Genomic DNA, 12,669 nt, shown 5'->3' on the forward strand with positions numbered 1-12,669 from the left:
CCTACTGTTGGGCTTCTACAGGACGTTCATCTGGCACAAATTCTGCTGGTGTGGTATCTACTGCGGGTTTAGTAATTTCTATACCAGGAATTGGTAAATCAAGATTTGGTCCATTGCGAATAATGCGACTACCAAAATACAAAGCTGCAATAAATAAAATGCTGTAAACTGTAGCAAATGCAGACAAGGAAACTACAACATTACTAGCAGGTAAATGAGAAGCCGCGTCTACGGTGCGTATTTGTCCATACAATATCCAAGGTTGTCTTCCTACACAACGGACTATCCAACCTGACTCTACAGCAATGTAACCTAAAGGTGCAGCGAAAACCCAACCCCACATTAACCAACGTTGCTGACTAATATTTTCGGCTGAAAGTTTACCCCGTAACCATTGCAGGGTACTTAATAACATCAATCCAGCGAAGAAAAAGCCAATGCCAATCATGATACGGAAGGCATAATAAATTAAACCTACCATTTTTGGTCTATCTTCTGGTTTCCACTCTTTTAAACCCCGTAGCGGTTGAGAAAGATTTTGTTTAAATTCCAGAATGTAACCTAGTGCCTTGGGAATAGTAATTTCCCAGTCGTTTTTCTCGGCTTTTGCGTTGGGAATGGCGAGTAGACTCCAATCAGCAGGTTTTCCCGCTGGTGAAGATTCCCACTGTGCTTCCATTGCGGCTAGTTTGGTGGGTTGATAGTGATAGACTTGTTCACCACTAAGGTGTCCGATATATATTTGTAGTGGAGCTACTGCGATCGCAGCTGCTAAAGTGATTTTTAAAGACTTAGAAAAGAAAGCTGTATTTCGTCTTTGTAAAATATACCAAGCACTAATTCCCCCAATCACAAATAAAGATGTTTCCAGTGTGGCAAAAAACATATGCAGCACACTGTTAACCATGAAGGGATTTAAAATTGCTTGAAAATAATCATGGACAACAAATTTACCATTAACTAATTCTCCACCTGCGGGTGTTTGCATCCAAGAATTAGCAGTTAAAATCCACAATGTTGATAGGTTTGCACCAACAGCTACCAAAATTGTTGAAAGATAATGAATCGTTGGGTTGACACGCTCCCAACCAAATAACATAATTCCTAAAAAAGCAGCTTCCAGCATAAATGCCCAAGAAGCTTCAAAGCCAATCACACTACCAAAAAAGTTACCTACAGCTTCCGAGAAAGGAGCCCAGTTTGTCCCAAATTGAAATTCCATTGGGATACCAGTAGCTACACCAATACCAAAATTAAGAACGTAGAACTTTGACCAAAAACGCGCGTGTAAGTAATAATCTGGGTTGCGAGTTTTCAGCCATAATCCTTCAACTATCACCAGATAGATACCCATACCTGTAGTTAGGACAGGCCAAAGTATATGAAATATTGCAGTGAGTGCGAATTGCATCCGTGATAACACAACGGAATCGGATAAAAATTCCACGAATTCTCTCCATTAGCTCGCTATCCTTTCTAGGATAAAGGTTAGCTGCTGATGCGAATACCTCTAAAGTCTACATTTCAACTAATTAAACTATAAAAATCTATTTTGCAGCACTGTAATATATGCGATTTAATCAAAAATTACATCACTTTTCTGGATGAATAATGATGATAAAACCTCAATTATGGCAAATTAAACTGAACTATTGAAGCTCAAGAAAATGTTACCTCTTCCCTATTCTTAAATAACAAGATCCCCGACTTCTCTAAGAAATCAGGGATCTAAAAGTTTGATTTGTGAAAATCAAATTAGTTGTTAGAGGTAGCTAATTCTGCTAAACGCTCTTGTTGATCTTGAGATATACAAGATTGGATTATGGTTTCCAAATCGCCTTCCAAGACAGGGTTAAGAGTAAAGTTGTTACCTAAACGGTGGTCAGTTACCCGACTATCTTTATAATTGTAGGTGCGAATCTTTTCAGAACGGGAACCTGTACCAACTTGCGATCGCCTCATCGAAGTAACAGCCTCTTGTTGTTCCCGTAACTTAATTTCATAAAGTTTAGCCCGCAAAATTTGCATAGCCCGTTCTTTGTTTTGCAACTGGCTACGTTCTTCTGTACAAAAAATTCTTATTCCTGTTGGTTTGTGGAACAAATCAGCAGCCGTTTCCACTTTGTTTACGTTTTGTCCACCAGCACCACCAGAACGGGCTGTACTCATTTCAATATCTTTCGGGTCAATATGTATTTCTACATCATCCACTTCCGGCATAATAGCAATAGTAGCTGTAGAAGTATGAACCCTGCCCCCAGCTTCCGTAGCTGGAACGCGCTGTACACGATGTACTCCCGCTTCAAACTTCAGCTTACTGTAAACACTATCGCCTTGAATTTCTAAAATCACCTCTTTGAAGCCGCCCATCTCACCTAAAGACTCGCTGACTAGCTTCACTTTCCAACCCTGAGTATCAGCATAGCGGGAATACATCCGCAGCAAATCTCCAGCCCAAATACTCGCTTCATCACCACCAGTACCAGCACGAATTTCCAACATGATGTTTTTATCATCATTAGGATCACGGGGTAATAGCAACACCTTCAAGCGACTTTCTAAATAGTCCAGCTTTTCTTCCAATTCTTTAACTTCCAAAGCTGCCATTTCTTGCAACTCAGGATCGCTATTTGACTCTTTCAGTACCTGACGCGCCCCTACTAATTCTTCCTGAGCAATTTTCCAAGTTTCATAAGTATTAACTACCTCTTCCAACGAAGAACGAGACTTGGCAATTTTTTGATACTCATCAGGATTTCTAGCCGTATCAGGGTCGGCCAGGCGACGAGTCAATTCATGAAAAGTTTGTTCAACAGATTTAAGTTTCTCCAGCAGGTATGTTTCAGCCATGAGTACAATCCCTTAAAATAACAAGTTGGCTCGAGCATTAAATGACAATCGACCCTACATCAATGCAGGGTCGTCGTTAACAGCTACAGCCAACCGGCTACTTTTTGTTTTTGCTGCTCTGCTCGCCAGACATACCGTATTTGCGGAGGAAGCGTTCAACTCGACCCTCAGCATCAATAATTTTCTGTGTACCAGTGTAAAACGGGTGGTTTCCAGACCAAACATCTACGTGAAGTTCGGGTTTAGTAGAGCCGATAGTCATCACAACTTGACCGTTGCAGTAGACCTTAGCCTCTGGATACCACTGGGGATGAATATCAGGTTTAGCCATTGTTCCTTTTGTGGTGTTTTTCTATCAAAATTATAACTAGGATTGGCGACTGAGGACTGAGGACTGGGGACTGGGTAAAAGCTGGTATAACTCCTGCCTCCTGCCTTCTGCCTCCTGCCTTCTGCCTTATCGCTTGGAGTATTGAGGTGCTTTCCGCGCTTTGTGTAAACCGTATTTTTTCCGTTCTTTAGCTCGTGGGTCACGAGTCAGATAACCTTCAATTTTCAAAGGTGAACGATTATCTGGATCTAGTTGACACAAGGCACGGGCTACACCCAAGCGAATAGAATCTGCTTGTCCTGTCAAACCACCACCTTCTGCTTTCACCAGAATGTCATATTCGCTTTCCAGTCCCAAAGTTTCTAGGGGCGCTTTGATAGCTCCAAGGTAATTAGCATTGAATTGGAAGTATAACTCTCCATCTTTGCCATTAACCACAAACTTACCTTCGCCGGGAACCAGGCGTACCCGTGCTACTGCTGATTTACGGCGACCAGTACCCCAGTAAACGGCGCGACCGCTATTAGCTTCTGCTACTTGCATTAGTTTTCTCCAGGAATTGTATTAACTATTAGTTCTTTAGGTTTTTGAGCCTCATGGGGATGAGTAGGCCCAGCGTAAACTTTCAATTTGGTAAATAATTGCTTACCTAAGCTGTTCTTGGGCAGCATACCTTTAACAGCGTGTTCTAAAATCCGTTCTGGTAGGCGCTGTTGCAATTTAGCAAAGGTCTCTGTTTTCATCCCACCAGGACGACCAGAATGGCGACGGTAAACTTTTTGGGTGCGTTTTTTGCCTGTCACCGCTACTTTTTCCGCGTTGATGACAACAACAAAATCACCTGTGTCTAAGTGGGGAGTATATTCAGCTTTTCTTTTACCCCTTAGAACCATAGCAATTTCGCTGGCCAAGCGGCCAAGGCGTTTATCGGTGGCATCTACTACGTACCAGTCACGCTCAAGAGATGCTTGAGGAGGAAGGTAAGTTTTACTACTCATTGTTATTTGTCCTTTGTTTTCTTTTCTTGGTCATCAGAAGAAGACTAGAGGCTAGAGGCAAGAATTTTTTAATTGATGTTTTTCCTATTCCCTATTCCCTGTTCCCTGTTACTAATGACCAAACACTAAATATGGTTGGGTGTCGTACCAAATTTCTTTGGGAAAAGGAAAATCTGGATACTCTACTCGCAACAAGCATAAGCCTTGGGGAGGCGCGGCATATTTCACTTTTTCCCGGCGTTCTTCTTTCCAGATTTCAGTGAAATTATCGAGTGTCACTTGTCCAGAACCTACCTGTACTAGCATCCCGACTAAAAGCCGCACCATCCCATACAAAAATCCATTTGCCTGAATTTCAATATGGATAAATGGCCCAATACGATGACACTCGGCCACTTGTACTTCTACCCAGGAATGTGATCTGGCTGATCCTGCACGATGAAAAGCAGCTAAATGATGTTTTCCCAGCAGAGGTTTAAGGGCAGCTTGGATTACAGATTCATCCAAGGGCGCATAATAATAATGCCAACTGAAGGGATTTACGAACAAGTTCGGTAAAGCTTCAGTGTATATTGTGTAGCGATAACGTCGAGAAACTGCACTAAAACGAGCGTGCCAACGGTCATTTACACCGGCAGAAGCTCGGATTAATATATCCGGCGGTAGATAACTGTTTAGAACTGTTGCCCACTTGTGTGCGGGAATAAAACCGGTAGCGTCAAAATGAGCTATTTGAGCCGCTGCATGAACTCCGGCATCGGTTCTTCCTGCACCATGGAGTGTGACATGATACCCCAGAACAGTAGCTATAGCTGTTTCTATTTCTTCCTGGACGGTTCGCTGGGATGATTGCCGTTGCCAGCCATGAAAATGAGTTCCTTGGTATTGAATAACCAAGGCGACTCGATAAGTTGGTGTAGGCTGGCGGCTTTCTAACATACTGGGTTTGATAAAAGGCAAGAGGCAAAAGGCAAAAGGCAATAGTTCTATAATGTTTAATTTATATCTTTCCTATTCCCTATTCCCTATTCCCTTTTGACTTTAAACTAGTTCGATAATCGCCATTTCCGCGTTGTCGCCACGACGTGGAACTGTATGCAAAATACGAGTATAACCCCCTTGGCGGTTAGCATACCGAGTGGGAGCTTGCTCAAATAGAGCATGAACCAGTGCTTTGTCGTACATATAGCCTAGTGCAGCCCGACGTGCTGGCAAGGAGCCGTTTTTAGCTAGAGTAATCATTTTATCAACTTCACTACGTAGCACTTTAGCACGAATTAAAGTTGTAGTAATTCGACCATGACGGATTAGCTCTGTGGTTAGCGATCGCAATAGAGCGCGGCGCTGGTCAGCTGGTTTACTGAGTTTTTTGACTCGACAACGGTGACGCATAATAATGGACTACTTGTTGTTAACGATTGTGGCTTAGGTTGGAGCAGAACCTCTTTCTTGCGGTAGGGTAATGCCTAAGCGTCGCTGTAAAGCTTCCACTACCTCTTCCGCTGACTTTTGACCAAAGTTTTTAATTTCTAGGAGGTCTTCTTGGGTGTAATCCAACAAATCTGCCACAGAGTTAACTTGCGCTCGTTTGAGACAGTTATAAGCTCGGACAGAAAGTTGCAATTCTTCAATGGGAATTTGAGCAGTTGGATCGTCTGGAATATCTGAACCTGTATCTGTTGGTTCCAGGGAGATATCTTTCAAGGGGTTGAATAAATCTACCAAAATTCCAGCTGCTGAGGATAGTGCTTCTTGAGGAGAAATACTACCATTAGTCCAAACTTCTAACAGCAGTCTATCTTTGAGCGATCCATCCCCACGAGCTTCTTCAACGCTATAGTTGACTTTTCGCACTGGCATAAACACAGAGTCGATCTGGAGAAAGTCCAAAGATGTAGCTTCTTCTCTTCCCCTCTCTACAGTGCGATATCCTTTACCTCTCTCAATCCGAAATTCCATTTCCAGTTTGCCGCCGTCTGCTATGGTAGCTACATACTGGGTTGGGTCAATGACTTCTACTTCACTGGGTAAATCAAAATGTGCCGCAGTGACTGTTACTGGTCCGTTAACGAGTAACCGACCAATCTGAGGCTGAGAAGAATAGTTTTTGAGTATGACTTCCTTCATTCGCATCAGGATTTCCAGCACGTCTTCTCGCACACCTGGAACTGTGGCAAATTCGTGACTAACACCGTCAATACGCACTGCTGTAACTGCTGTACCCTCTAAATTAGAAAGTAAAACCCGCCGCAGCGCGTTGCCTACTGTTATTCCTTGACCACGTTCTAGAGGCTCAAGAACAAATTTACTGTAATGACTCCGACTTTCCTCTGTATTAGACTCTACACATTCAATTTGAAACTGCGCCACGGAGTAGCCTCCCTTGTTAAGGTGCTGCTAGCAGGCAAATAAATTGCCTCTCGAATTTACTTTATTGCCTGATCTGTTGTTAAGGTTGATCAAACTGCCAATATTTTAAAGTTGGTAAAGTTTAGATCCCGAATTTCAGTACCGCAGGCACTGATAATTTGGAGTATTTTCTAAGGTTGAGCAGCCCTCCCGATGGGAAGAGCTGACGTGTTTTTTCATCACGCAAGGGTTCTAAAGTTTACCAGCATTCACCGTGCAAAAGCAGTTTAGATTTTATATGACCTAGATGGCATTACAGGTGTTTTACCTTAGCTTTAATTTTCCACTTTCATCGCTCAACAGGTTTTGTCTAAACGCGACGACGCTTAGGTGGACGGCAACCATTGTGAGGGATGGGGGTAATATCCCGAATTAGGGTAATTTCCAATCCTGCTCCTTGCAGTGCGCGAATAGCAGTTTCTCTTCCTGCACCGGGACCACTAACCATCACTTCAATTTGACGCATCCCTTGATCAATGGCTCGACGGGCTGCACTTTCAGCGGCAGTTTGGGCGGCAAAGGGAGTTCCTTTTTTTGCGCCTTTAAATCCGCTAGAACCAGCACTAGCCCAGGAGATGACATCTCCATTTTGATCGGTGATGGTGACAATGCTATTGTTGAAAGTAGACTGAATGTAGGCCATACCGTTAGGTACGTTCCGTTTTTGCTTTTTGCTCCCGGATTTTTTTGTTGGTTGTCTCGCCATATTTGTTTAGTGAATTTGGGGTAAAAAGTGCTTACATTAGCAAGCAAAAAAACTTTATTTGCCAGGGGCTTTCTTCTTACCTGCCACTGTCTGCCTTCTCCCACGTCGGGTTCTAGCATTGGTGCGGGTTCTTTGTCCTCTGACGGGTAAGCCCATACGATGACGACGGCCTCGATAACAGCCAATATCAACGAGGCGCTTGATGTTCATCGCCTCTAAGCGGCGCAAGTCACCTTCAACTTGATAATTGCTTTCAATTTCTCCTCGCAGAGCAGCTATATCAGCATCACTTAGGTCTTTAACGCGGGTGTCTGGGTTCACACCTGTTGCCGCTAGGATTTCTTGCGACCTTGATAACCCAATTCCGTAAATGTAAGTTAGACCAATCTCGATGCGTTTATCGCGGGGAAGGTCTACTCCGGAAATCCGTGCCACAATGAATATCTCCCTCTTTTGTTCTTAATCGCAATTGCCAAAACGTGATTAATCGCGTCCTTGGTTTCTGGTGGTGAATTAGTCTGCACCAAGCTGTAGTAGTTAGAGTATTTATCCCTGACGTTGCTTGTGCTTGGGGTTTTCACAAATTACCATGACGCGACCACGGCGTTTGATCACGTTACATTTTTCACAAATTTTCTTGACTGAGGCTCTGACTTTCATGCCTTTCTACTTGACTCCAAATAGTAAATTATAGCATTTCTAGAGAAAATAATTCAGTTAAGTAAATGGGGAATCCCCAAAAAATCTGGTTTATGGTAGGATTTTGGACATAAATTTACTTCTTCCGTAGTCGGTAGGTAATTCTACCTTTTGTGAGGTCGTAGGGAGTTAACTCCACTTTGACGCGATCGCCAGGTAAAATTTTGATGTAATTACGGCGAATTTTGCCGGAAATGTGTGCTAGGACGTTAAATCCGTTGTCCAGATCCACTCGAAACATCGCATTGGGCAATGATTCGGTGACAGTTCCTTCCATTTCAATCAAATCTTGTTTAGACAAGTTTTTTCCTCAACTCAATAATTTATTGTTCCCTTGCCACAGATACAATTGGCACGAAAACACAATTTGCGAAATATATCAACAGTTTATTAATATATCTTAGCTAAAAGGGATTAAGGACTGGGGACTGGGGACTGGGAACTGGGGATTGGTAAAAGAAAGATAAATATTTACCTTTGTTTGCCTTATCTCCATTGATCCTCTGCTTCCCCCTACTGTCCCCTTAAGAAGCTATGAGATTTTGTAATTCGGTGGTGACTTCTTCTGGAGACTGATTACCGTTAACTGTCAGGAGTTTACGGCGATCGCCATAGTAATCAATCAAGGGTGCAGTTTCTTCACGGTAGACTTCTAAACGACGACGAATCACGTCTTCGCTATCGTCTTTCCTTCCGCGTCCCAGCAACCTAGAGATAACAGTTTCATCTGGTGCATCCAAGTTGACTACTTTTTCGCCACCCTGTCCTATGGTGGTCAATAATTCCTCCAAAAAAGCCGCTTGGGTTACTTTACGAGGAAAGCCATCTAAAATCCAGCCATTTTGAGCATCTGATTGATTAAGACGTTCTTTAACCAAATCTTCCACAAGTTGATCAGGAACTAACTCGCCCTTATCCATATAACCTTGTGCTTTGATACCCAAAGGCGTTTGGTCTTTAATAGCTTGCCGTAAAATATCACCTGTGGAAATATGGGGAATATGCAAAAATTCAGCCAAGGTTTTAGCCTGAGTTCCTTTACCAGCACCTGGCGGTCCCAAGAAGATTAATCGCGTCACTATTGTTTCACCATTCCTTCATAGCGTTGAGAGATAACGTAGGTTTGGATTTGCCTTGCGGTATCAATCGCCACACCAACTAAAATTAATAACGAGGTTGCACCCAAACCTCTAAAAGTTGGTACATTTAAAGTGCTTTCTACAGCAGTAGGTATAATTGCCACTAAACCCAAAAAGAGTGCGCCTAAAAAAGTTAGCCTGCTGCTGACACGCTCAATGTACTCACTGGTAGCCTTACCAGGGCGAATACCGGGAATACTCGAACCCATTTTCTTCAAATTCTGGGCTACATCTACCGGGTTGAGAATCAACGAAGAATAGAAGTAGCTGAAGAAGACAATAGAAATCATGTATACCAAAGCATAGACCCAAGATCCAGAACCGCTAGGACTCAGGTAAGTGTTAACTATATTGGCCAAATCAGCATTTTTAGTGAAATTGGCAACTAGTAGTGGCAAACTGAGGATAGCCGCAGCAAAAATAATAGGCATTACGCCACCTTGATTCAGCCGCAATGGTAAAAAGCTGCGTTGCTCTGCCAAAACTCGCCGACCAACTTGACGACGAGCGGAAATAATAGGGATACGGCGCATTCCTTCCTGAACAAACACAATCCCAATAATGGTTGCTAAGAACACCAATACCAGGACAATGACGCGACCAACTATTTCTCTTCCGCCCACTTGTACCAAGTCGATGGTGTCACCCAATGATTTTGGTAGAGATGCCACAATATTGACAAAAATCAACAAAGATGCACCATTACCAATACCCCGTTCTGTGATTAGTTCTGATGCCCACATGACAAACATAGAACCAGCAGTAAGAGCGATCGCAGTTTCCGCTACAAATATTGGGCCTGGGTTTAAAGCAAATTGTTGGAGGAATAATGCCGAAAAAGCCACACTTTGAATAATTGCCCAGCCTACAGTCACATAACGGGTAATTTGCGATATTTGGCGACGACCTGCTTCACCTTCATTTTTCTGTAAATTTTCTAAAGAAGGAATAGCAGCGGTCAACAATTGGATAATAATGGACGCATTAATAAACGGCAAAATCCCCAAGGCAAATACGCCTAAAGTAGAAAGTCCCCGTCCCGAAAATATATCCAATAAACCGAATATGGAATTATTACCCGATATAGCTTCGGCAAATCTCGCACGGTCAATTCCTGGGACTGGTAAAAATATACCCAGGCGAACCAAAATTAAAATACCGACTGTAACAAGCAACCTACCTCTGAGTCCGGCTGCTTGTGCCATCTGCATAAAAGTTTCTTGAGCCGTTGGGGCTTTGTCTCGACTGATCATAGAGTTCTACCTTTGAAGTATGAAGTCTGAATCGTGAAGAATATGAAGTCTGAAGTGTGAAATTTGAAGTATTAAGTTATTCATTTTTTATCCTTCATCCTTCATCCTTCATTCTTCATAGAACTTCGCAACTCCCACCAGCCGCCTCAATTTTGATACGAGCTTGTCCAGTGAAAGCTGCTGCTTGCACCTTGAGAGGAACATTCAATTCCCCATTGCCCAAAACTTTCAACGGACCTTTAACAGCAGTAAGAATACCTGCTTCTTTTAAAGACGCTAAAGTTACTTCTGTGTTAGCTGGTAAGGAGGTTAGCTTCTCTACATTAATCGTAGTGTAAATTTTACGATTAACGACGGGGAAACCCTTCAACTTCGGTACTCGGCGGTACAATGGCTGTTGACCACCTTCAAACCCAGGTCTAGTACCGCTACCAGAACGGGATTTTTGTCCCCGCATCCCTAAACCAGCACTAGCACCTTGACCGGCAGAAATACCTCTACCTACACGCTTGCGGCGTTTTTTTGAGCCTTTTTGAGGCTTAACATCGTTGAGTCTCATGTTGTGATTAGTAGTTTTTTACACTAATTCTTAAAAAGAATCTCATCTACTAGATGTAGAGTTTCTCGATCGCAATGCCACGATCTTCAGCTACTTCAGCAAATGTCCGCAGGGTAGATAGGGCATTAACTGCTGCTCTAGCATTATTCAGAGGATTATTAGATCCAAGTTGCTTGGCGAGAACGTTACGAACTCCTGCCAACTCTAATACAGTCCGAACTGCGCCACCAGCGATTACCCCTGTACCTGGTGCAGCTGGTCGCATCATCACCTTAGCACCACCACCTATACCATCAATGGGATGAGGTATGGAATTGGATTTGGTAATGGGAATATCAATGAGATGCTTTTTGCCGTCAGCGACACCTTTTTTCACTGCGCCAATGACATCAGAGGCTTTACCTACTCCCACACCGACTTGACCGCGTTCGTTACCAACGACCACAATCGCCCGGAAGCTGAGTTTTTTACCACCTTTAACAACTTTACTAACACGGCGGATTTGGATTACTCGCTCTTGCCAGTTAGTTTCTTCTTTCTTTGCTCGGTTTGCTTTACGACGACCCGTTGCCATAATCAATGTTCTCTCAACGTCAGTTGTCACGAGTCATTAGTCAGTTGCCAGTTACCAGTTGCGAGTTTTCAGTGATTACTGTTCCCTGTTCCCTGTTCCCTGTTCCCTGACAGATGACTTTAGAAATCTAAACCAGCTTCGCGTGCTGCTTCAGCTAGTGCTTTAATGCGACCATGATAGAGGTTACCACCGCGATCGAATACGACTTTAGTAATGCCTTTTTCTAATGAGCGCACTGCGATCAACTTACCAACTTGCGCTGAAGCATCACAGTTAGCCCCAGAAGCTAAATTAGATTTCAACTCTGGTTCTACGGTGGATGCTGCCACGAGGGTTTGATGTTGCGTATCGTCAATAATCTGAGCATAAATATGCTCATTAGATCGGAATACAGCTAGGCGTGGGCGTTCTGGTGAACCACTGACTTTACCACGCACGCGTCGATGACGACGATTTTTTGATTCTCTACGAGTAAGTTTCATGTTTACTTCTTACCTTTACCACCAGTCTTACCAGCTTTCCGTCTGACCACTTCACCGGCATAGCGAATACCTTTACCCTTATAAGGTTCTGGTGGACGAACGGCACGAATTTTAGCTGCTGTGTTACCTACAATTTCTTTGTCATAGCCAGTGACAATGACATTAGTAGTACCTTCCACTGCAAACTGAATTCCGTCAGGTGGCTCAATTTGCACCTGATGGCTATAACCCATATTCAAAACTAGGTTACGGCCTTGAACTTGGGCGCGATAACCAACCCCTTGAATTTCCAAACGACGTTGAAAACCTTGGGAAACTCCTTCCACCATGTTGGCCACTAAGGTGCGGCTTAAACCATGCATCTGCCTGGAAGTACGAGTATCATCACGACGAGTTACCAGTAATGTTTCCCCTTCTTGGGAGACTGTGACATGAGCAGGTAGATTGCGAGAAAGTTCTCCTTTAGGACCTTTCACTACTACCTTAGTGCCATCAATCGCTACTTGTACTTTAGCGGGAACAGTAATTGGACGTTTACCAATACGAGACATGACTTAATTTTGTCCTTTGTCAGTTATGAGTTGCGAGTGATGAGTTTTGGTTAATAACCCCTAAAAATTCTGATAGCGTAGCGTTAGCCATACTCCTGAACTCCTTAACTCCTGATAG

General features: G+C 43.2%; 18 protein-coding genes. All 18 read right to left on the bottom strand.

What is annotated here, in order from left to right; genetic code table 11:
• Window position 1 precedes the first annotated feature (1 nt).
• The 18 genes from ACLLO5_RS07895 to rplF all read right to left on the bottom strand — a co-directional run bounded on the left by ACLLO5_RS07895 (window position 2) and on the right by rplF (window position 12,551).
• Window positions 2–1,447: a cytochrome ubiquinol oxidase subunit I gene (locus ACLLO5_RS07895; RefSeq protein WP_413174920.1), complete on the bottom strand. Its 1,446-nt coding sequence runs from the start codon at window positions 1,445–1,447 to the stop codon at window positions 2–4.
• A gap of 308 nt (window positions 1,448–1,755) precedes the next feature.
• Window positions 1,756–2,850: a peptide chain release factor 1 gene (gene prfA, locus ACLLO5_RS07900; protein ID WP_413174921.1), complete on the bottom strand. Its 1,095-nt coding sequence runs from the start codon at window positions 2,848–2,850 to the stop codon at window positions 1,756–1,758.
• Window positions 2,851–2,947: 97 nt separating this feature from the next.
• The gene (gene rpmE / locus ACLLO5_RS07905; RefSeq protein WP_413174922.1) at window positions 2,948–3,181 is read right to left on the bottom strand and encodes a 50S ribosomal protein L31; all 234 of its coding nucleotides are present in this window, start codon (window positions 3,179–3,181) and stop codon (window positions 2,948–2,950) included.
• A gap of 126 nt (window positions 3,182–3,307) precedes the next feature.
• Window positions 3,308–3,724 carry a 30S ribosomal protein S9 gene (gene rpsI, locus ACLLO5_RS07910; protein ID WP_413174923.1) on the bottom strand — a complete coding sequence of 139 codons (417 nt, stop codon included), beginning with the start codon at window positions 3,722–3,724 and terminating at the stop codon, window positions 3,308–3,310.
• Window positions 3,724–4,179: a 50S ribosomal protein L13 gene (gene rplM, locus ACLLO5_RS07915; RefSeq protein WP_413174924.1), complete on the bottom strand. Its 456-nt coding sequence runs from the start codon at window positions 4,177–4,179 to the stop codon at window positions 3,724–3,726. Before rplM ends, rpsI begins: the two co-directional genes overlap by 1 nt.
• 111 nt (window positions 4,180–4,290) lie before the next feature.
• A complete protein-coding gene (gene truA, locus ACLLO5_RS07920) occupies window positions 4,291–5,118 on the bottom strand; it encodes a tRNA pseudouridine(38-40) synthase TruA (protein ID WP_413174925.1) in 828 nt (275 codons plus the stop codon).
• A 102-nt stretch (window positions 5,119–5,220) separates the two neighbouring features.
• Window positions 5,221–5,571, bottom strand: coding sequence for a 50S ribosomal protein L17 (gene rplQ / locus ACLLO5_RS07925; protein ID WP_413174926.1), 351 nt, complete (start codon window positions 5,569–5,571; stop codon window positions 5,221–5,223).
• Window positions 5,572–5,604: 33 nt separating this feature from the next.
• Entirely contained in the window at window positions 5,605–6,549 is a 945-nt protein-coding gene (locus ACLLO5_RS07930) for a DNA-directed RNA polymerase subunit alpha (RefSeq protein ID WP_013191492.1), read from the bottom strand.
• Window positions 6,550–6,898: 349 nt separating this feature from the next.
• Window positions 6,899–7,294, bottom strand: coding sequence for a 30S ribosomal protein S11 (gene rpsK / locus ACLLO5_RS07935; protein ID WP_010998331.1), 396 nt, complete (start codon window positions 7,292–7,294; stop codon window positions 6,899–6,901).
• Window positions 7,295–7,348: 54 nt separating this feature from the next.
• Entirely contained in the window at window positions 7,349–7,729 is a 381-nt protein-coding gene (gene rpsM, locus ACLLO5_RS07940; RefSeq protein WP_413174927.1) for a 30S ribosomal protein S13, read from the bottom strand.
• Between the two features lie 111 nt (window positions 7,730–7,840).
• Window positions 7,841–7,954, bottom strand: coding sequence for a 50S ribosomal protein L36 (rpmJ, locus tag ACLLO5_RS07945; protein ID WP_013191489.1), 114 nt, complete (start codon window positions 7,952–7,954; stop codon window positions 7,841–7,843).
• Window positions 7,955–8,069: 115 nt separating this feature from the next.
• Window positions 8,070–8,294, bottom strand: a complete 225-nt coding sequence (gene infA, locus ACLLO5_RS07950) for a translation initiation factor IF-1 (RefSeq protein ID WP_006276978.1) — start codon at window positions 8,292–8,294, stop codon at window positions 8,070–8,072.
• A 223-nt stretch (window positions 8,295–8,517) separates the two neighbouring features.
• Complete coding sequence (locus ACLLO5_RS07955; protein ID WP_413174928.1) at window positions 8,518–9,072, bottom strand: adenylate kinase; 555 nt, start codon at window positions 9,070–9,072, stop codon at window positions 8,518–8,520.
• Window positions 9,072–10,385 (bottom strand): preprotein translocase subunit SecY, encoded by a 1,314-nt coding sequence (gene secY / locus ACLLO5_RS07960; RefSeq protein WP_413174929.1) that lies wholly within the window; start codon window positions 10,383–10,385, stop codon window positions 9,072–9,074. The genes ACLLO5_RS07955 and secY overlap by 1 nt, the downstream gene beginning before the upstream one ends.
• 115 nt (window positions 10,386–10,500) lie before the next feature.
• The gene (gene rplO, locus ACLLO5_RS07965; RefSeq protein WP_413174930.1) at window positions 10,501–10,944 is read right to left on the bottom strand and encodes a 50S ribosomal protein L15; all 444 of its coding nucleotides are present in this window, start codon (window positions 10,942–10,944) and stop codon (window positions 10,501–10,503) included.
• A 49-nt stretch (window positions 10,945–10,993) separates the two neighbouring features.
• Complete coding sequence (gene rpsE / locus ACLLO5_RS07970; protein ID WP_413174931.1) at window positions 10,994–11,518, bottom strand: 30S ribosomal protein S5; 525 nt, start codon at window positions 11,516–11,518, stop codon at window positions 10,994–10,996.
• Window positions 11,519–11,637: 119 nt separating this feature from the next.
• Entirely contained in the window at window positions 11,638–12,000 is a 363-nt protein-coding gene (rplR, locus tag ACLLO5_RS07975) for a 50S ribosomal protein L18 (protein ID WP_413174932.1), read from the bottom strand.
• A 2-nt stretch (window positions 12,001–12,002) separates the two neighbouring features.
• On the bottom strand, window positions 12,003–12,551 hold the full coding sequence (gene rplF, locus ACLLO5_RS07980; RefSeq protein WP_413174933.1) for a 50S ribosomal protein L6: 549 nt from the start codon (window positions 12,549–12,551) through the stop codon (window positions 12,003–12,005).
• Between the last annotated feature and the right edge of the window lie 118 nt (window positions 12,552–12,669).

This window comes from Anabaena azotica SJ-1, assembly GCF_047275885.1.
GTDB classification, from domain to species: Bacteria; Cyanobacteriota; Cyanobacteriia; order Cyanobacteriales; family Nostocaceae; genus Trichormus_B; species Trichormus_B azotica_A.